Genomic DNA, 18,463 nt, shown 5'->3' on the forward strand with positions numbered 1-18,463 from the left:
TGTTGTGTCTCTCCGCGGTGCGGTTCAGCTTTTCGTCATCGCACGGCGCGAAATCCCGGCAAGCGGTGACTAGAAATCTGCGAACCTAACGAGATCAGTTGGAGACCAACAGGATCGGATGGCCCGGAGGGGACAGAGCAGGCGGCCGTCGCCAACCTGCCATCGTCCGTCCCTACCTTACGGTCGTGACGCCTCACCGACAATAGAACAACCTCAGGCTGCCTTACCAAAACAGGACTAGTCATGATCAGGGAATTGATGTCGTCACGCCGTTTCGCGCCGCTGTTCTGGGCGCAATTCTTCTCGGCGCTCAATGACAACGTGCTCAAGAACGCTCTCGTCATCATTCTGCTTTACAGCGCGGCAACCGGCCACGGTGATGCCCTGGTGACTGTCGCAGGTGCCGTCTTCATCTTTCCCTATTTCATCCTGTCCGGGCTCGGCGGCCAGCTCGCCGACAAATACGTCAAGTCCGTCGTCGCAAGGCGGCTCAAATTCGCAGAGATCTTTGCCGCCGGCTTTGCTGCGACCGGCTTCTTCCTGCACTCGGTGCCCGTGCTGTTCGCAGCGCTCGCGCTGTTCGGCATCATCGCCGCCCTGTTCGGCCCCGTGAAATACTCCATGCTGCCGGATCAGCTCGAGCTCGGAGAGCTCGCGACCGGCAACGCGCTGGTCGAAGGCGCAACCTTCATGGCCATCCTGCTCGGCACCGTCGCGGGCGGCCAGTTCGTGGCCGGCTCCGCGCATATGGGCTGGGTCGCATCGGCCGTGGTCGTGCTGGCCCTGCTGTCCTGGGCCTTCGCCTCCCGCATCCCGGCGACCACGCCATCTGCGCCGGATCTGCCCGTCAGCGCCAATCCCTGGACCTCGACGCTCGATCTGTTGAAGACGCTCTACGCGGACCGGCGCTTGTGGGACGGCACCGTGATCGTCTCCTGGTTCTGGCTGGTCGGCGCCATCGTGCTGTCGCTGCTGCCGGCGTTGGTCAAGGAGGTCGTCGGCGGCACCGAAGGCGTGGTGACGCTGTGTCTGGCGATCTTCGCGATCGGCATTGCCATCGGCTCGCTGTTCGCCGCTAGCCTGAGCCACGTTCGCCCGAACCTTGCGCTGGTGCCGATCGGCGCCATCATGATGGGATTGGCCGGCATCGACCTTGCCTGGGCCATCAGCGTGACCACTGGGGGGCACGAGATCACCGCGGTCGACTTCGCAACGTCATTGGCGGGCCTGCGCATGTTGATCGACTTTGTCGCATTCGCGTTCGGCGGCGGCTTGTTCGTCGTTCCGTCCTTCGCCGCTGTCCAGGCCTGGTCGGCACCGACCGAGCGCGCCCGCATCATCGCCGCCGGCAACGTGCTGCAGGCCGCCTTCATGGTAGTCGGCTCGCTGTTCGTCGCGCTGTTGCAGGCGGGCGGATTGCATGTCGGCTGGATCTTCTTCGGCCTCGGCGTCGCCAGCTTCGGCGTGATGTGGTTCGTGCTGACGAAGTGGGGCAAGGAAGGCGTGCGCGACTTCGGCGCGCTGTTGTTCCGCGCACTGTTCCGCACCGAGGTTCGCGGGCTCGAGAACCTGCCGCCTCCCGGCACGCGCATGCTGATCGCGCCCAATCATGTCAGCCTGATCGACGGCCCGCTGCTGCACGCCGTGCTGCCGATCGACGCGAGCTTCGCGGTGGATACCGGCATCTCTAAGGCCTGGTGGGCCAAGCCGTTCCTGCGCGTGGTCAAGCACTACACCATGGACCCGACCAAGCCGATGGCTGCGCGCGACCTGATCAAGCTCGTCGCCGCCGGCGAACCGGTGGTGATCTTCCCGGAGGGACGCCTCACCGTCTCCGGCTCGCTGATGAAGGTCTATGACGGCACCGCGATGATCGCGGACAAGGCCGACGCCGTGGTCGTGCCCGTTCGCATCGAAGGCGCGCAACGCTCGCATCTCAGCTACCTCAACAGCAGCCAGATCAAGCGCTCGTGGTTTCCAAGGGTGACGGTCACGATCCTGCCACCGGTCAAGCTTCCGATCGATGAACAGCTGAAAGGCAAGGCGCGCCGCAACGCCGCCGGCAGCGCGCTGCAGGATGTGATGATCGACGCCCTGGTGAAGAACGCCATGCTCGACCAGACGCTGTTCGAGGCGCTCGGACACGCCTATCGCGACCGCGACACCGGCAAGGTCATCGTCGAGGACGCGCTCGGCACCAAGCTGACCTATCGCAAGCTGATCCTCGGCGCGCAGGTGCTGAGCCGAAAGCTTGAAGCGGGCACGGCAGCCGGCGAGAATGTCGGCGTCCTGCTGCCGAACTCCGCAGGCGTCGCCGTCGTCTTCATGGCCCTGCAAAACATCGGCCGGGTCCCGGCGATGCTCAACTTCTCGGCCGGCCCGGTCAACGTCCTCGCCGCCATGAAGGCCGCGCAGGTCAAGACCGTGCTGACGTCGAAGGCCTTCATCGAGAAGGGCAAGCTCGACAAGCTGATGGCGGCGATCTCCACTGAAGCCCGTGTCATCTATCTCGAGGACGTCCGCGCCTCGATCGGTACGGCCGACAAGATCAAGGGCCTGCTCGCCGGCACGGCGCCGCGCGTCTCCCGCCAGGCGAACGATCCGGCCGTCGTGCTGTTCACGTCGGGCTCGGAAGGCACGCCCAAGGGCGTGGTGCTGTCCCACCGCAACATCCTCGCCAACGCGGCGCAAGCGCTGGCACGGGTCGATGCCAACGCCAACGACAAGGTGTTCAACGTGCTGCCGGTGTTCCACTCCTTCGGGCTGACCGGCGGAATGATGATGCCGATGTTCGCGGGCATTCCGATCTATATGTATCCCTCGCCGCTGCACTACCGGATCGTGCCCGAACTGATCTACCAGACCGGCGCCACGATCCTGTTCGGCACCGACACGTTCCTCACCGGCTATGCACGCTCGGCGCACGCCTACGACTTCCGCACCCTGCGCCTGGTGATCGCCGGCGCCGAAGCGGTCAAGGACCGGACGCGGCAGGTGTTCATGGAGCGCTACGGCATCCGCATCCTCGAAGGCTATGGCGTCACCGAGACGGCGCCGGTGCTGGCGATGAACACGCCGATGGCCAACCGTCCCGGCACCGTCGGCCGCCTGTCGCCGTTGATGGAAAGCCGGCTTGATCCGGTCCCCGGCATCGAGGAAGGCGGACGCCTCTCGGTGCGCGGACCGAACGTGATGCTTGGTTACCTCAGGGCCGAAAATCCCGGCGTGCTCGAAGCACTCGTCGAAGGCTGGCACGACACCGGTGACATCGTGGCGATCGACTCTGCCGGCTTCATCACCATCAAGGGCCGTGCCAAGCGCTTTGCCAAGATCGCCGGCGAAATGGTCTCGCTGTCGGCGGTCGAGAGCATCGCGACGACGCTGTGGCCGCAGGCCGCATCGGTCGCCGTGTCGATCCCGGACCAGCGCAAGGGCGAGCGCATCGTGCTGCTGACGACGGAGAAGACCGCCGAGCGCAGCGCGATGCAGGCCCAGGCCAAGGCGATCGGCGCGTCCGAGCTGACCGTCCCCGCGGCAATCATGGTGGTCGACAAGGTGCCGCTGCTCGGCACCGGCAAGACCGACTATGTCACTGCAACCACGATGGCCCGCGAGAAGGCGGCGCCGGAGCGCGAAGTTGCGTGATGCGCACACCAGAGCTTTTGCACGGGCGCACGCGCGGTGCGACGGCGTGGTGCTGCTCCACGGCATCGGGGTCGGCCCCTGGACGCTGAAGAAGCTCGAGCGAGCGCTGCAGCGTCGCGGTTTCGCGACGCTCAACCTCAACTACCCCAGCCGCAAGAAGCCGCTCGAGGCGCTTGCGGAGGAGATCCACGCACGGATCGCCGCATTTGCGGAGCAATGCGACGGCACGATCCACTTCGTCGCCCATTCCATGGGCGGGCTGCTCGCGCGGGTCTATATCGCGAGATACCGGCCGGAGCGGCTCGGCCGCGTCGTGATGCTGGGCACGCCCAATAGTGGCAGCGAGGTCGCCGACCTCCTGAAGCACCTTTCGATCTACCGCGCCGTTTTTGGCCCGGCCGGCCTGCAGCTTTCGACCGCCCAGGCCCCGGTGCTCGCCGCCCTGCCGCCGCCCGATTATGCGATCGGCATCATCGCGGGATGCCGCACGATCTCACCGATCGCCTCGGCCTTTGTCCTGCCGCGGCCCAATGACGGACGAGTTTCTGTCGCGAGCTCGAAACTGATCGACATGGCCGACCACATCGTCGTCAAGGCGTCCCATACCGGACTGCCGCGTCACCCTGCCGCGATCGAGCAGACAATCGCGTTCCTGCACGACGGTCGCTTCAGGTCGACGTGACTTACACCGCCGTCGCGCCCGCCCTTATCACTTGAGCAGGAGATAGCGGACCGGGTTGTCGTCGCATTGACCCGCTCCACATTCCAGCACTGTGGACAGGAGGTTTGCGGCAATCAAACATGCGAAGATCGCGAATACCGCGTTCGATGCCGCTCCGCTCATGGGCGCGTCCCCGGCGCCCCGCTCGCCGATCACATCCTTCAGGACGAAGACTAATGCGACATAGCACACGACCCCGACGGCCGCGATGAGCGCCCAGGTGTAGAAATGCAGCCCAGACAGCGTCGAGCCGTATCCGGGATCGCCAGGCGCGAGATGCAGCGACACCTGCCGGATCGAGATGAAGCCGGTGACGAGGCTCGCCACGATAATCATCGCATAGTGCGAGGGCCGCTCCCCGATGCGCATGTTGAACAGGAAGCCCAGGCCGATCGCGATGAACCCGGCCCGCTGCAGCAGGCAAAGCGGACAGGGCAGCTCACCAAGCGCAAGCTGATAGGTGAATGCGACCGCCAGGACGGACGAGATCCCGAGCAGCCCAAGCATATTCAGTATCGCGCTGAACGATCGTTGTTCGCTCATCTTCGTCGTGTCCATGTTTTGCGGTTCAGAACGAAAATTTCAGCGGATCGGTCGCGTGGTGGAAGAACCATGCGACCGTGACGACGATTGTTGCGCTCCAGAGCAAATAGCCCAGTCCTGCGCGCGAACGCCAGGCGCAGCCGCAGCTCGCGAGCGCCAGCAGGAAAGGCAGAAACATGTACATACGCCGGCTCCTCGAGCGATTCGCTCTCCGCGCGAGCGGGGCAAGACATACGTCAGTCCCGCAAGCCCCTCAAGCGCCGGCTTCGCTGCGTCGCTCCTGCGCATAGCGCACCAGGGCCGTAAAGCGATAGATGCCGTGCACGAACTTTCCATAGGGCATGGTGATGAACAGCGCGAACACCACGCCGAGATGCAGCGCCAGCAGCGGCCCCATCGCAGCAGTCTCGCGCAAGAGCAGAAGCAGCATGCCCGTGAGGCCGGTCAGGAACAGCATGGCGATGAAGCCGACATCCATGCCGTAGCGCTGCTCGTCGAGCAGCTCCGGCGCCCGGTGCGATTTCGCGACGAACAGGCCGATCGGACCGACGATGAGGCCGATGCCGCCGAGCGTGCCGAGCACCACGGGCAGATCCCACCACGGATACGGCGCCTCGCGTCCCCCGAGGTAGTGATACAGCGTGGCGACCGAGGTCGCGGCAAAACACAGCAGGAATCCGTAGAAGGTCAGGTGATGGAAAAGCTTGCGCCGGTCGGTCGGCTTATCGTCCTCGTTGTAGCAGCCGACGCCGCCGCCATGGAGATAGCGCAGCTCACCGGCATCGCGGATCGCCTGGAAGATCGAGCCGCCGTCGGCGCGGCCGCCGATCGGCGCGCCGATGTCACGCCAGAAGGCGCGCACGCTCATGACCAGCGCGAGGATCGCGTAAAGGAAGGCGGCGCTGAACCAAGCGGCCATCGCATTGTGCGGCATCAGCTTGTAGAACGCGCCAGGACCGGTGTGCGCGCCGAATAGCACGCTATGGTCGACCAGGGCGGCGAAACCGAAAATGAAGGCCGCCATGCTGAGGGCGGCGATGATGCTGATGACGAGGCCGTTGCGTGCGAAGGTGCCGGACAGCGCCTGCGGCCAGGCATAGGCCGCATAAGACTCCGCACGCGCGACCGCGAGCGTCTTGGGGACATTGACGTTGAATTCGTGCGGCGGCGAGAACTGGCAATCGACGTAGCAGGCGCCGCAGGAATGGCAGAGATTGGCGAGATAGTTGAGGTCGCCATCCGAGAAAGCACGCCGCATCTCCATCGCCGGAAATACCGCGCACAATCCCTCGCAGTAGCGGCAGGAATTGCAGACCGTCATCAGACGGTCGGCTTCGTCCAAAATCTTAGTTCCGTGCATGTTTCGCCGCTTCCCGTCCTGCGATCCGCCCGAACACACTGCCGATCGTCATGCCCATGCCGGCGGCATAGCCCTTGCCGAGCACATTGCCCGCCATGATCTCGCCGGCCGCGAACATGTTGCCCGACGGCTTGCCGTCGGCCATCAGCATCCGCGCCTCCTTGTTCACGCGCGTGCCGAGATAGGTGAAGGTGATGCCGGGCCGCACCGGATAGGCGAGATAAGGCGGCGTCTCGATCCGACGCGCCCAATGCGTCTTTTGCGGCGTGATGCCTTCGGTGCGGCAGTCGTCCAGAATGGTGTGGTCGAACGTGCCGGGCCGCACCGCGGCATTGAACTCGGTGATGGTCTTTTCCAGCGCCGCCGGATCGAGCTCCAGCTTGCCGGCGAGTTCGGCCACCGTTTGCCCGGCAATCGGCGGGAACAGCGTCGGCATGAAGCTCGTGACGACGGTTGAATCGAAGATGATGTAGGCGATCTGGTCGGGCTGCGCCGCGACCAGACGGCCCCAGATCGCGTAACGCTTCGGCCAGATGTCCTCGCCCTCGTCGTAGAAGCGCTGCGCATGCTTGTTGACGACGATGCCGAACACGACGGAGTCGTGGCGGGTAATGATGCCGCCGTCGAACTTCGGCGCGCGGGCGTCGATCGCGACCGCATGACACTGCGTGGGATCGCCGACCTCCTGCACGCCCTTGTCGAGCAGCATTTTCAGGATCGAGCCGCGATTATAGGGTGTGCCGCGGATCAGGAAATTGTCGGCGGCTTCGCCCCAATATTGCTTGAGCCATTCGATGTTGGCCTCAAACCCGCCGGCCGCGGCGACCAGCGACGTCGCGCGGATCGCGGTCTCGCCCTTGATCGGCCGCTTGACGCGGGCGGCGAGAAACATGCCGTCCTCGATCACGAGATCGGTGACCTCGGCATCGTATTCGACGTCGACGCCAAGCCGCTCGGCGGTGAGATAAAGCGCGTTCAGCATCGCGCGACCGCCGCCGAGGAAGAAAGAGTTGGTGCGGCCGAGGCTCAGCGTGCCGCCAAGTGACGGCTGCCAGCGCACACCCTGCTCCACGATCCAGTTCAGGATGTCCTTGGATTCGCGGATCATGTGACGGGCCAGCACCTCGTCGGTCTGCCCGCCGGTGACGCGCAGCAGATCCTCCCAGAACTCGTCCTCGGTGTAGGGGCCTGTGAGGATCTCGGTTGCCGCGTCGTGGGCGCAGCGCATGTTGCGGGTGTGGCGGGTATTGCCGCCCCGATAGAATTTCGGCGCGCCTTCGAGCACGAGCACCGAGGCGCCGCCCCGCCGGGCGCTGATCGCCGCGCACAGCGCCGCATTGCCGCCGCCGATCACCAGCACATCGTATTTACTGCTCATGCCGTCTGCCCGGTACGACGAAGTTGGAAACATTCTGCCCGCCGGCGGCCTCGGTCAATCTGGTCCGCCATTGCGTACTTTTGTATACAAAGATATACAGATGGAGAGCAAGCGTCATCTCTGCATGGGCAGGATGCGCTTGGCGGTCCACGAGGAAGCATGGCCAGACGCGCGGCAAAGACAGACGGATCGATCGTGCGCGGCGCTGGCGTGGCGCTGGGCGAGGCCGTATTCCGCTCGCTCTGCGAGGCGCTTCAGGCCGGCAGCTACCGCGCCGGCGACCGCCTGCGCGAGGAAGAGGTCGCCCAGCGGCTGAAGGTCAGCCGCACACCGGTCCGGGAGGCTCTCGGCCGGCTCGCGGCGCGCGGCTTTGTCGAGCCCGCCGGCGGCCGCGGTCTGATTGTGCGCAACCTCGACATTTCCGAGGTGCTCGAGCTCTACGCCATGCGCGAGATCATGGAAGGCGCGGCTGCGCGCCTGGCAGCCGAACACGCCTCTGCGCCCGAGGTCGACGCACTCAGGGATATCGCGCAGGCTCTTGAGGCTTCCGAGACCGACGCCGCCGAGATGGCGCGGCTCAACCGCGCCTTCCACGAGGCGATCTGCCGTGCCGCGCGCAACCGCTATCTCGACAATGCCTCCCGCGAATTGCAGGACTGGATCGCCCTGCTCGGCCCGACCACCTTCACCGTAACGGGCCGCCCCTCGAGCAGCCACCGCGAGCATCAGGCCATCATCGACGCCATCGCCGCGCGCGACGGCGACAGGGCCGAACAGCTTGCGCGCGCGCACATTCGCGAAGCGCTGCGCTGCCGGCTCAAGCTGCTGCAGAAGCAGTAGGCGGCCTATCTCCTCGCCTGACGCGCAGGACGCGAATCTGCATCGGCCGCGGCAGTCAGAGCACTGTCGAGCAGCTCGGTCGAGCCGCCCAGCGTGCGCGTGAGGCGGATGGCGGCCTTCAGCAGCAGCGACGTCATCGTCTTGATATTGTCCCGCGTGAAGCGCGGCGTCGGCCCCGAAAGCGACAGCGCGCCGACGCATTTGCCGCCGGGGCCGAACACGGGACAGGCGAGCCCGGCGCAATCCGGATCGCGCTCGCCGAACGACAGCGAGATGCATGCATCACGGAGCTCGTCAAAGGCCTCGCCCTTCTCGCCGTCGAAAGCCAGGATGATTCGACCGGCCGCGCCACGATCGAGCGGCAACAGCATGCCGGCCTCGACCCGGTCGAGCGTCGAATGCTGGGAATCGACGCGGAAGACGCAGAGCCTGCGCTTTTCGTCATGCCGGACATGGAACGACGGGCTTTCGGTGCCGTCGGCCACCAGCTGCCGCAGCAGCGGCATCACGCGGTCATGCAGATTGTTGCTGCGCTGGTAGACGGCGCCCAGCCGGAACGGCGTCGGCCCGAGATGATAGCGGCCGTCGGCAAGCTGCAGGAGATAGCCGAACTCCTGGAGCGATGTCATCAACCGCAACAGAGTGCTCTTGTACATGTCGGTGCGCCGGGCAAGCTCGGCCAGCGTCATCGGCTCCGGCGCATCCTCGAAGGCCGCAAGGATGGTCAAAGCACGGTCAACGGCGGCGACACCGGGCGAAGGCATGCGGTCTCCTATTGGGGGAATCCGGAGGGATCGATGAGCTTTGCGATCACCGGAAAGTACGCATCGCCCATGCCCTTGTCGATCGTCTCCTGGAAGATCGTGCGCATCAGCGCCGCGCCCCGCAAGTTCAGCCCGGCATCACCCGCGAGTTCCAGCGCGTAGGTCAGATCCTTCATGGCGTATTCGGTCGAGAAGGCGCGCAGCGGAAAATCCTTGGCGATGATCGCCTTCATGCCGTGGTTGCGCAGGGCAAAACAGTCCGCCGAGCCCTTCGACAACGTCTCCAGCAACAGCTTCGGCTCGACGCCGCTATGCTTGGCGACAGCGACGGCTTCCGCGAGCGCATTGACCGTCTCGAACAACACCATGTTATTGAGAATTTTTGTCACCTGCCCCGCTCCGGTGCCGCCGCAGAGCGTCACGTCGGTCGCGAAATGCCGGATCAGCGGCTCGATCTTCGAAAACTGCTCCGGCGTGGCGCCGACCATGACGCTGAGCGTACCGTCCTGTGCCGCCTGACGGGTGCGGGCGATCGGCGCATCGATCCAGAGCGCGCCCTTGTCCGCGAGCTGCTTGGCGAAAGACCGTGTCAAGCTGACATCGGATGTCCCGAGATCGATCACGGTCTGGCCGCTCTTGATTTCCGGCAAAATGCCTGAGAACACGGACATCACATGCTTGGCGCTGGGCAAGCAAAGGAAGATGGTTTGGCTGCCGCCGACCACATCGCCGACCGACTTCGCCGCAGTCGCACCGTCGGCCACGATCCTGGCCAGCGGCTCCGCGGCGAGATCAAATGCAAGCACCGTTCGCCCGCTCTTGCGCAGGAGGTTGCGGCAGATCGGCTCGCCCATGACGCCGAGACCGATGAACCCGATCAAACCAGACATTCCGTACTCTCCTCGAATAATCCTGCGACCGGACGGGCGCGAATACCCGCCCGGTCGACCCGATCACTTGACCAGCGGACAACCGCCTTCGCTCATCGGCCGGAACACCTCGTCTCCCGGCTTGGAGCTGACGACCCGGTAGTAGTCGTATTTGTACTTGGACTCCTCCGGCTTCTTGACTTGCACGAGATACATCGCGTGCAGGACACGGCCATCAGGCCGGATCGCGACGTCCTTGTTGTACATGTCGTTGACCTTCATCTCGTGCATCTTGGCGGCGACGGCGGTCGCATCCGTCGTACCAGCGGCCTTCACGGCGGCGAGATAGTGATGGACGCCGCTGTAGACGCCGGCCTGCACCATGCTCGCGACCTTGCCATCCATCAGCGCAGCATAGCGCTTCGACCACGCCCGCGTCTCCTCGTTGAGGTCCCAATAGAACGAGGTCGTCACCTGCAAGCCCTGGGTCACTTTCAGACCGAGCGCATTGACGTCGGTGATGAAGACGAGGAGGCCGGCGAGTTTCTGGCCGCCCTCGACGATGCCGAACTCGCCGGCCTGCTTGATCGCGGTCTGAACGTCCGCGCCTGATGTCGCGAGCCCGACAACGTCGGCCTTCGAGCCCTGCGCCTGCAACAGGAACGAGGCGAAGTCGGAGGAACCGAGCGGATGAGCGGCCGAGCCGATCACCTTGCCGCCGGCCGCCTCGATGAACTTCGTGGCGTCACGCTGGAGCGCATGGCCGAACGCGTAGTCGGCCGTGACGAAATACCAGGTCTTGCCGCCGGCCCGCGTGATCGCGTCGCTCGTGAGCTTCGACAGCGCATAGGTGTCGTAGTTGAAGTGGAAGCTGACCGGCGAGCAGGACTTTCCGGTGAAGTCGGACGAGCCGGGCCCAGAGATCACAAAGATCTTGTTCTTCTGCTTGGCGACTTCGAGGATGGCAAAGCCGGCGGACGACGCCGCGCCGTCCGCGATCATGTCGACGCCCTCATTGTCGAACCATTTGCGCGCGGTGGCCGAGGCGATATCGGGCTTGTTCTGGTGATCGGCCGAGATGATCTCGATCTTCTTGCCGAGGAGCTCGTTGCCGAAATCCTCTGCGGCAAGCTTTGCCGCAGCGACCGAGCCGCGCCCGCCATTGTCGGCAAACACGCCGGACTGGTCGTTGAGCACGCCGATCCTGATGACATTGTCAGCCGCAAACGCGGTACCCGCCTGTGCGGCCACAACGGCCGCCATCATCCAACGAAACTTCATAATATACGCCTCCCGCTTACGAACTCTGCTTGTCGAGGATGTCTTGCAGCACCGGCGCGATGTAGCGGCGGAACTGTTCTGGGTTTTCACTCATCGGAAAATGGCCGAGCCGCTCCATGACAGTGGCCTTCGCGCCGGGGATGCCGGCAGCGGTGCGCAGAGTGTCCTCCGGCGTGCAGGAGAAATCGTACTCGCCGGTCAGGAGATAGAGCGGGCATTCGCGCACATCGATGCTGCCGGTGCGCCCGCGCAGATCGCGGTCGACGCGGTAGAAATAAAGGTCGCCCTTGAAGATGCCGGGGCCGCCCTGCTTGTAGCCCCACAGCGTTTCGTTGCGAGCGGCTTCCGGGCCATCGGGCGCGATCAAGCCGGACACCAGCGCGGCGCAGACTTCGCCACCATGCACGTCGGGCCGGTTCAGCCAGGTGGTGTCGTACCAGGGCTGCTGGAAGTCGGCGGACTCGAGCCCGATCAGCGCGCGAAACTCGCGCGCGTGCTCGATGGCAAGGTTGAGCACGATCCGCCCACCGATCGAGCAGCCCATCACCACCGGCCGCTCCAGCTTCAGCGCGTTGCAGACCGCGCGGATGGTCACGGTGTAGCTCGCGGTGGTCAGCCGGTATTCACTGCCATATTGGCTGTCTGGCGGATTCGACTTGCCGTGCCAGGGCATGTCGAAGGCGATGACACGGAAATTCTTGGTGAACTCCTCGTCAGCAAGCAGATGACGCCACTGCCGCGCGTCGGAGCCCGCGGTGTGCAGGCAGACCAGCGGAATGCCGGTGCCGTTCTCCTCGAAATAGATCCGGTTGATCTCGCCGTCGATCTCGACATGGACGTAGCGGCCGACGATCGGTTCGATAAAGCCGCTCACAACGCGCCTCCAAAACCGTTCTGCCGCGGCAAGGCCAGCAGATCCTTGAAATACTGGAGATGCGCCATGAAGGGATGCAGATCGCCTTCGAGCGTCGCCTGTCCGCGCTTGGTCAGCGCCAGAAGATCATGCCAGCCTGCCGGCGGCATCGCCTGCCAATAAGCGGCAAACGCAGCGGGTGTCGCGCGATAAGCGAAGCGCCAGGAGCGCATCAGGACCGGCACCGGCGTTATATCCACGATCTGCCCGGCGCGGATGGCGACGTAAAACGGTTGCGTGCTCGGCCCGAGCAGGCAATCGACGTCGAGCCAGCGGCCGCGTGCGGCCAGCGCCGCATCGCGCGCAAGCAAGTCCGGGATGGCCTTGAAGCCGGCGATGATCGCGTCGGGCGCGAACGGCACTGGTGGATCAGTGTTTTGGCGGACGCGTTCGGACTCCATCGTTTCGTCCCTCCATTGGATCGTTCTATTGGGCAGAACGATATTCTATTTATCTCTAAGCTCTATACAGGGCTCACGCGCGAACTCAAGTCCGACGGTGAATCGAGGGCTGAATGCCCCGGCCCCGCTGGGGGCAGGGGCTTAAAGAGATGTCGTTCGTTCTGGGGGACTACGTCGTCCGACGTGGACGTCGAGGCACTGGCCAACGCCGCCCTGTTCACATCGGCTCAATGAGAGGCAATCAGCGCCTCGGCTGCACGAGCACTACCCGCGCGGACCGCTACCGATATTCTTCGCCTTCACGAGAGCACATCCGCGACGACCGCCTTCAAGGCATCCCGCACGTCGCCCGGCCTCAGCCGCACCTGCAAGCCGCGCTGTCCGCCGTTGAGATAGACCTGGTCATGCGCGAGCGCGCCCTGCTCGATCACGGTGCGCACCGGTTTCCGCTGTCCGAACGGGCTGATGCCCCCGACCTTGAAGCCGGTGACGCGCTCGGCTTCAGGCGGCTTCATCATCTGCGCCGACTTGCCGCCGGCGGCCGCGGCAAGCTTCTTCATCGAGACTTCCTGGTCGGACGGGACGACGACGCAGACCGGCTTGCCATCCACCAGCGCCATCAGCGTCTTCAATACGCGCGCCGGATCCTCGCCGAGCGCGGCCGCCGCCTGCAGCCCGATGCTCTCGGCGTCAGGGTCGTAGTCATAAGCGTGAACGGTGAAGGCAATTCCGGCGGCCGAAAGCGCGCGCGTGGCTGGGGTGACTTTGGACATGGGCATATCTCTGCGCCGTCATTGCGAGGAGCGCAAGCGATGACGATGTGGGCGCACACAGGCACTACACCCTCGATGTCGTCCCGGCCTAGTGCGCAATTGCGCACGGGCGCCGGGACCCATAATCCCAGGGAGGAGATTGGCTAAGATTCGCGGTCCGGTACTGCGACTATGCACAATCGATAGATCACGCGGTATGGGTCCCGGCGTTCGCCGGGACGACACCAGGTGAGCGACACGGTGCCACCACGCGACGACGGAGCCCTACTCCGCCGCGTCCCGCATCTCCGCACGCTCGGCCCTGGCCGCGCAGAACTTGAACTCCGGGATCTTGCCGAAGGGGTCTAGCGCCGGATTGGTCAGGAGGTTCGCCGCCGCTTCCGCATAGCAGAACGGCATGAACACCATGTTTTCCGGCACGTCGCGATCGGAGCGGACCTTCACCTCGACTGCGCCGCGGCGGGTCTCGAGCCGGATGAAATCGCCGGGCGCGAGCTTCTTCCTGCGCATGTCCTTCGGCGACATGAAGGCGACCGCCTCGGGCTCAATCTGGTCGAGTACCTGGGCACGACGGGTCATCGAGCCAGTGTGCCAATGCTCCAGCACGCGGCCGGTCGAGAGCACCATCGGATACTCGGCGTCGGGCAGCTCATCGGGCGGAATGACCTTGGCCGGCACGATCTTGCCGCGGCCGTTCGCAGTCGGGAAGCCCGTGGTGAAGATGATTTCGTTGCCGGGCTTGTTCGGATCATCGGCCGGATAGGTCACGGCACCTTCTCGCACCAGCCGCTCCCAGCTGATGTTCTTGAGCGACGGCATCAGCTCCGCCATCTCGGTGTAGACCTCGCCGGGGCCGGAGTAATTCCACGGCAGGCCCATCCGCTTGCCGATCTCCTGGATGATCCAGAGATCCTGCTGCGCATCGCCCGGCGGCTTGATCACCTGACGCGCGAGCTGCACGCGGCGATCCGTGTTGGTGAATGAGCCCACCTTCTCCGCAAAGGCGGAGGCAGGCAGGATCACATCGGCGTGGAATGCGGTCTCCGTGACAAAGAGATCCTGCACCACGAGATGATCGAGCATGGCTAGCGCGTGGCGCGCATGCTGGAGATCAGGGTCGGACATCGCGGGATTCTCACCCTCGATATACATGCCCTTGATCTCGCCGGCATGGATCGCGTTCATGATCTCGACCACCGTCAGGCCGCGCACGGGATCGAGGTCCTGGCCCCACAGCTTCTCGAAGGCTCCGCGCAGGTCGTCGCGGCCGACCGGCTGATAGTCCGGCAGGAACATCGGGATCAGGCCGGCATCGGAGGCGCCCTGCACGTTGTTCTGGCCGCGCAGCGGATGCAGGCCCGTGCCGGGACGGCCGACCTGGCCGGTGATCAGCGCGAGTGCGATCAGGCAGCGCGCATTGTCGGTGCCGTGGACGTGCTGGCTGATGCCCATGCCCCAGAAGATGATCGACGACTTGGCACGCGCGTAGGTCCGTGCCACCTCGCGCAGGGTTTGCGCCGGGATGCCGCAGATCGGCTCCATCTTCTCCGGCGTGAATTCCTTGATCTTCTCCTTGAGGTCCTCAAAGCCCTCGGTGTAGCCGGCGATGTACTGGTCGTCGGTGAGGCCTTCGGTGATGATCGTGTTGATCATCGCGTTCAGCATGGCGACGTCGGCGCCGGGCTTAAATTGCAAATGCTTGGTCGCGTGACGCGACAGCGACTGCCGGCGCGGATCCATGACGAACAGCTTTGCGCCATTCTGCTTGACCGCGTTCTTGATGAAAGTCGCGGCGACCGGATGGTTCACGGTCGGGTTCGCGCCGATCACCCAGATCACTTCGGCGTCCATCGCCGCGGAGAACGGCGCCGACACAGCACCCGAGCTCAGGCCTTCGAACAGCGCCGCAACCGACGAGGCGTGGCACAGGCGGGTGCAGTGATCGACGTTGTTCGAGCCGAAGCCGGTGCGCACCAGCTTCTGGAACAGATAGGCCTCTTCGTTCGAGCCCTTGGCCGAGCCGAAGCCCGCGAGCGCCTTCACGCCCTCCTCATCGCGGATCTTGACCAGCCCCTTGGCGGCGATGTCGAGCGCTTCCTCCCAGCTCGCTTCGCGGAAATGCGTGAAGGGATTGGCCGGATCGACCTGGTCGTTGGGATCCTTCTTCGCATTCGGCAAGCGCACCAGCGGCTTGGTCAGGCGATGCGGATGGTGGATGTAGTCGAAGCCGAAACGACCCTTGACGCAGAGGCGATTGTGGTTAGCAGGGCCATCACGGCCTTCCGCATAGATCACCTTCTCGTCCTTGACCTGATAGGTCACCTGGCAGCCGACGCCGCAGAACGGGCAGAGCGAATCGACCTTGCGGTCCGCATAGGTGACGCGGGTCTGCTTGTCGTCGAGCATCACCGAGGGCATCAACGCGCCGGTCGGGCAGGCCTGCACGCATTCGCCGCAGGCGACGCAGGTGGACTCACCCATGGGATCGTCGAAGTCGAACACGATTTTCGCGTCGGCATTGCGATAGGCCATGCCGATGACGTCGTTGACCTGGACCTCACGGCAGGCGCGCACGCACAGACCGCACTGGATGCAGGCATCGAGATTGACGCGCATCGCCGGATGGCTCGCGTCGGCCTCCCAGCGCTCGGCGGCAGGGAAGCGGCTTTCGGTGACGCCGGTCGCCTCGGCCCAGTGCCAGAATTTGGAATCCGGATCGTGGGAGGTCTCGCGCGCCGGCTGGTCGGCGACGAGCAGCTCCATCACCATTTTTTGCGCCGACACCGCACGCGCGGACTCGGTCTTCACCTTCATGCCGATCGACGGCGTCCGCATGCAGGACGCAGCGAGCACGCGCTCGCCCTCGATCTCGACCATGCAGGCACGGCAATTGCCGTCGGGCCGATAGTCCGGCGCGGGCGAATAGCAGAGATGCGGGATGTCACGGCCCTGACGCTTGGCCACCTGCCAGATCGTCTCGCCGGGATTGGCTTCGACCTGCTTGCCGTCGAGCTCGAACGTAATCTTCGTCATTCGGCCGCTTCCTTGAACTCGTCAGCGAAATACTTGATCACGGATGTGAGCGGATTGGACGCTGCCTGTCCGAGACCGCAGATCGAGGCATCGCGCATCGCCTGGCTCAATTCCTCCAGCAACGCCCGGTTCCAGACCGGCCTCTGCATCAGCAGCGCCGCTTTCTGTGTTCCGACGCGGCACGGCGTGCACTGGCCGCAACTCTCGTCCTCGAAAAAGCGCATCAGGTTCAGCGCCGCGGATCTCACACTGTCCTGTTGCGACAGGATCACGATCGCCGCCGAGCCAATGAAGCAGCCGTATTTCTCCAGCGTGCCGAAATCGAGCGGGATGTCGTCCATCGAGGCCGGCAGGATGCCGCCAGATGCACCGCCCGGCAGATAGGCATAGAAATTGTGACCGTCGGCCATGCCGCCGCAATATTCGTGGATCAATTCGCGGATCGTGATGCCGGCAGGTGCGAGCTTGACGCCCGGCTCCTTGACCCGGCCGGAGACCGAATAGCTGCGTAAGCCGTGGCGGCCATTGCGCCCGTGCGAAGTCCACCAGGACGCGCCCTTCTCGACGATATCGCGGACCCAGAACAGCGTCTCGAGATTGTTGATGAGCGTCGGCCTGCCGAACAGCCCGACCTGGAACGGATAAGGCGGCTTGTGCCGCGGCAGGCCGCGCTTGCCTTCGATGCTCTCGAGCAGCGCCGATTCCTCGCCACAGATATAGGCGCCGGCGCCGCGCCGAATGTGGATGGTGGGGCCACCCGGCGGGAGCTTGGCGATCTCGATCGGCGCGAGCTTGAGCGCGGCCGGATACTCGTCGCGCAAGTAGATATAGACGTCCGTGGCATCGACGACATGCGCGGCTATCAGCATTCCCTCGAAGAGGCGATGCACGTCGCGAAGCATGTAGAAGCGGTCCTTGAAAGTCCCCGGCTCGCCCTCGTCAGCATTGACGACCATCAATCGCGGGCCAGGCTCACCGAGCACGGCGCGCCATTTGCGTCCCGTCGGGAAGCCGGCGCCGCCCAGTCCGCGAAGGCTGGAATCATCGAGGGTCTTGAGGATGTCCTCCTTGCTGATCCTGCCTGCGCGAAGGTCGCCGAGCAGCTTGTAGCCGCCTTCCTTCACATAGGCGTCGTAATCGACATAGGCCGGAATGATCGGATCGGTTTCGCCGCGAGTAGCGGTATCAAGCACCTCCGCAGTGGTCGCGTTCAGCACATAGTGATGTCCGACTTCGGCAACGGGGGGCGCTGTCGCAGAAGCCGACGCAGGGCGCGCGCACGACGCGAATGCCGGGACCGGCTGTGTCCTGCAGCTCTTCCAGCAGCTTCTCAGCCCCCATCATCGCGCAAGTGATCGAGTCGCAGACGCGGATGGTCAATGGCGGGATATCAGGCTCACCTTCCTTCACCACGTCGAAATGCGCATAGAAGGTCGCGGTCTCGAACACCTCGGCGAAGGCAAGCTTCATCTCGTCGGCGAGCGCGGCAAGATGCGCGGCCGAGATCTGGTGATACTTGTCCTGGATCAGGTGCAGATATTCGATCAGGAGGTCGCGCCGCCGCGGCCTGTCGCCGAGCAACTGCTCGATCTCGTGGGCGGCGGTCGGATCGACCTGCCGTCCTTTGGGTGTGGCCTTGGCGCGCCGGCGGCCCTCGCCCGGATGCTCGAATTCCCTGACCTTGTGAACGTCGTCGTTGCTACTCATGGAAACGTCGCGTTCTCCTCAAAAGCGCGATGATCTCGGGCGGGATCGCCATCGCAACCCGCCCTCATCTCTAGGCCCGATCGCCGGCCAACCGTGTCGCCGGCGCCCCGCGGATCAGGTCTCATTCGACCCAACTCTAGTTGCTGGTATGCCAGATGCAAGAACAATTTAGAACGACTCTATAAGGAGTTAGGGGGCAGGCAGCCGCCCTGCCATACCCCCTTGCGCAAACTTC

14 protein-coding genes and 1 pseudogene are annotated in these 18,463 nt (G+C 64.5%); 3 read left to right on the forward strand and 12 right to left on the reverse strand.

Annotation, left to right across the window (positions count from 1 at the left end):
* Positions 1–243: 243 nt before the first annotated feature.
* Positions 244–3,645, forward strand: coding sequence for an acyl-[ACP]--phospholipid O-acyltransferase (locus AC629_RS07305; RefSeq protein WP_084804059.1), 3,402 nt, complete (start codon positions 244–246; stop codon positions 3,643–3,645).
* Entirely contained in the window at positions 3,587–4,327 is a 741-nt protein-coding gene (locus tag AC629_RS07310; protein ID WP_084804060.1) for an alpha/beta fold hydrolase, read from the forward strand. The genes AC629_RS07305 and AC629_RS07310 overlap by 59 nt, the downstream gene beginning before the upstream one ends.
* 27 nt (positions 4,328–4,354) lie before the next feature.
* Here AC629_RS07310 and AC629_RS07315 read toward each other — a convergent pair whose 3' ends face one another.
* The 4 genes from AC629_RS07315 to tcuA all read right to left on the reverse strand — a co-directional run bounded on the left by AC629_RS07315 (position 4,355) and on the right by tcuA (position 7,647).
* Positions 4,355–4,909, reverse strand: a complete 555-nt coding sequence (locus tag AC629_RS07315) for a disulfide bond formation protein B (protein WP_245331746.1) — start codon at positions 4,907–4,909, stop codon at positions 4,355–4,357.
* A gap of 25 nt (positions 4,910–4,934) precedes the next feature.
* Positions 4,935–5,093 carry a DUF5993 family protein gene (locus AC629_RS46580; RefSeq protein WP_168195418.1) on the reverse strand — a complete coding sequence of 53 codons (159 nt, stop codon included), beginning with the start codon at positions 5,091–5,093 and terminating at the stop codon, positions 4,935–4,937.
* 69 nt (positions 5,094–5,162) lie between these two features.
* Positions 5,163–6,269 (reverse strand): tricarballylate utilization 4Fe-4S protein TcuB, encoded by a 1,107-nt coding sequence (tcuB, locus tag AC629_RS07320; RefSeq protein WP_084804062.1) that lies wholly within the window; start codon positions 6,267–6,269, stop codon positions 5,163–5,165.
* On the reverse strand, positions 6,256–7,647 hold the full coding sequence (gene tcuA, locus AC629_RS07325; RefSeq protein WP_084804063.1) for an FAD-dependent tricarballylate dehydrogenase TcuA: 1,392 nt from the start codon (positions 7,645–7,647) through the stop codon (positions 6,256–6,258). Before tcuA ends, tcuB begins: the two co-directional genes overlap by 14 nt.
* A 159-nt stretch (positions 7,648–7,806) precedes the next feature.
* Between tcuA and AC629_RS07330 the strand changes: the two genes are divergently transcribed.
* Positions 7,807–8,487 (forward strand): GntR family transcriptional regulator, encoded by a 681-nt coding sequence (locus tag AC629_RS07330; protein WP_084804064.1) that lies wholly within the window; start codon positions 7,807–7,809, stop codon positions 8,485–8,487.
* A gap of 5 nt (positions 8,488–8,492) precedes the next feature.
* Here AC629_RS07330 and AC629_RS07335 read toward each other — a convergent pair whose 3' ends face one another.
* The 8 genes and pseudogenes from AC629_RS07335 to AC629_RS07370 all read right to left on the reverse strand — a co-directional run bounded on the left by AC629_RS07335 (position 8,493) and on the right by AC629_RS07370 (position 18,228).
* Positions 8,493–9,251: an IclR family transcriptional regulator gene (locus tag AC629_RS07335; protein WP_084804065.1), complete on the reverse strand. Its 759-nt coding sequence runs from the start codon at positions 9,249–9,251 to the stop codon at positions 8,493–8,495.
* Between the two features lie 8 nt (positions 9,252–9,259).
* The gene (locus tag AC629_RS07340; RefSeq protein WP_084804066.1) at positions 9,260–10,141 is read right to left on the reverse strand and encodes an NAD(P)-dependent oxidoreductase; all 882 of its coding nucleotides are present in this window, start codon (positions 10,139–10,141) and stop codon (positions 9,260–9,262) included.
* 63 nt (positions 10,142–10,204) lie between these two features.
* The gene (locus AC629_RS07345; protein ID WP_084804067.1) at positions 10,205–11,401 is read right to left on the reverse strand and encodes an ABC transporter substrate-binding protein; all 1,197 of its coding nucleotides are present in this window, start codon (positions 11,399–11,401) and stop codon (positions 10,205–10,207) included.
* A gap of 16 nt (positions 11,402–11,417) precedes the next feature.
* Positions 11,418–12,275: an alpha/beta fold hydrolase gene (locus AC629_RS07350; RefSeq protein ID WP_084804068.1), complete on the reverse strand. Its 858-nt coding sequence runs from the start codon at positions 12,273–12,275 to the stop codon at positions 11,418–11,420.
* Positions 12,272–12,715, reverse strand: coding sequence for a hypothetical protein (locus AC629_RS07355; protein ID WP_084804069.1), 444 nt, complete (start codon positions 12,713–12,715; stop codon positions 12,272–12,274). The genes AC629_RS07350 and AC629_RS07355 overlap by 4 nt, the downstream gene beginning before the upstream one ends.
* A 299-nt stretch (positions 12,716–13,014) precedes the next feature.
* Positions 13,015–13,488: a Cys-tRNA(Pro) deacylase gene (gene ybaK, locus AC629_RS07360; RefSeq protein WP_084804070.1), complete on the reverse strand. Its 474-nt coding sequence runs from the start codon at positions 13,486–13,488 to the stop codon at positions 13,015–13,017.
* Between the two features lie 264 nt (positions 13,489–13,752).
* Positions 13,753–16,521, reverse strand: coding sequence for a formate dehydrogenase subunit alpha (gene fdhF / locus AC629_RS07365; protein WP_084804071.1), 2,769 nt, complete (start codon positions 16,519–16,521; stop codon positions 13,753–13,755).
* Positions 16,518–18,228, reverse strand: a pseudogene (locus AC629_RS07370) (NADH-ubiquinone oxidoreductase-F iron-sulfur binding region domain-containing protein). Before AC629_RS07370 ends, fdhF begins: the two are co-directional and overlap by 4 nt.
* Between the last annotated feature and the right edge of the window lie 235 nt (positions 18,229–18,463).

The organism is Bradyrhizobium sp. NAS80.1 (assembly GCF_001908205.1).
In the GTDB taxonomy this organism is placed as follows: Bacteria; Pseudomonadota; Alphaproteobacteria; order Rhizobiales; family Xanthobacteraceae; genus Bradyrhizobium.

Bases quoted from the DNA above. Each gene is read 5' to 3' on its own strand.
- AC629_RS07305 (WP_084804059.1), top strand. From the start codon at position 244: ATGATCAGGGAATTGATGTCGTCACGCCGTTTCGCGCCGCTGTTCTGG.
- AC629_RS07310 (WP_084804060.1), top strand. From the start codon at position 3,587: ATGTCACTGCAACCACGATGGCCCGCGAGAAGGCGGCGCCGGAGCGCG.
- AC629_RS07315 (WP_245331746.1), bottom strand. From the start codon at position 4,909: ATGAGCGAACAACGATCGTTCAGCGCGATACTGAATATGCTTGGGCTG.
- AC629_RS46580 (WP_168195418.1), bottom strand. From the start codon at position 5,093: ATGTACATGTTTCTGCCTTTCCTGCTGGCGCTCGCGAGCTGCGGCTGC.
- tcuB (WP_084804062.1), bottom strand. From the start codon at position 6,269: ATGCACGGAACTAAGATTTTGGACGAAGCCGACCGTCTGATGACGGTC.
- tcuA (WP_084804063.1), bottom strand. From the start codon at position 7,647: ATGAGCAGTAAATACGATGTGCTGGTGATCGGCGGCGGCAATGCGGCG.
- AC629_RS07330 (WP_084804064.1), top strand. From the start codon at position 7,807: ATGGCCAGACGCGCGGCAAAGACAGACGGATCGATCGTGCGCGGCGCT.
- AC629_RS07335 (WP_084804065.1), bottom strand. From the start codon at position 9,251: ATGCCTTCGCCCGGTGTCGCCGCCGTTGACCGTGCTTTGACCATCCTT.
- AC629_RS07340 (WP_084804066.1), bottom strand. From the start codon at position 10,141: ATGTCTGGTTTGATCGGGTTCATCGGTCTCGGCGTCATGGGCGAGCCG.
- AC629_RS07345 (WP_084804067.1), bottom strand. From the start codon at position 11,401: ATGAAGTTTCGTTGGATGATGGCGGCCGTTGTGGCCGCACAGGCGGGT.
- AC629_RS07355 (WP_084804069.1), bottom strand. From the start codon at position 12,715: ATGGAGTCCGAACGCGTCCGCCAAAACACTGATCCACCAGTGCCGTTC.
- ybaK (WP_084804070.1), bottom strand. From the start codon at position 13,488: ATGTCCAAAGTCACCCCAGCCACGCGCGCGCTTTCGGCCGCCGGAATT.
- fdhF (WP_084804071.1), bottom strand. From the start codon at position 16,521: ATGACGAAGATTACGTTCGAGCTCGACGGCAAGCAGGTCGAAGCCAAT.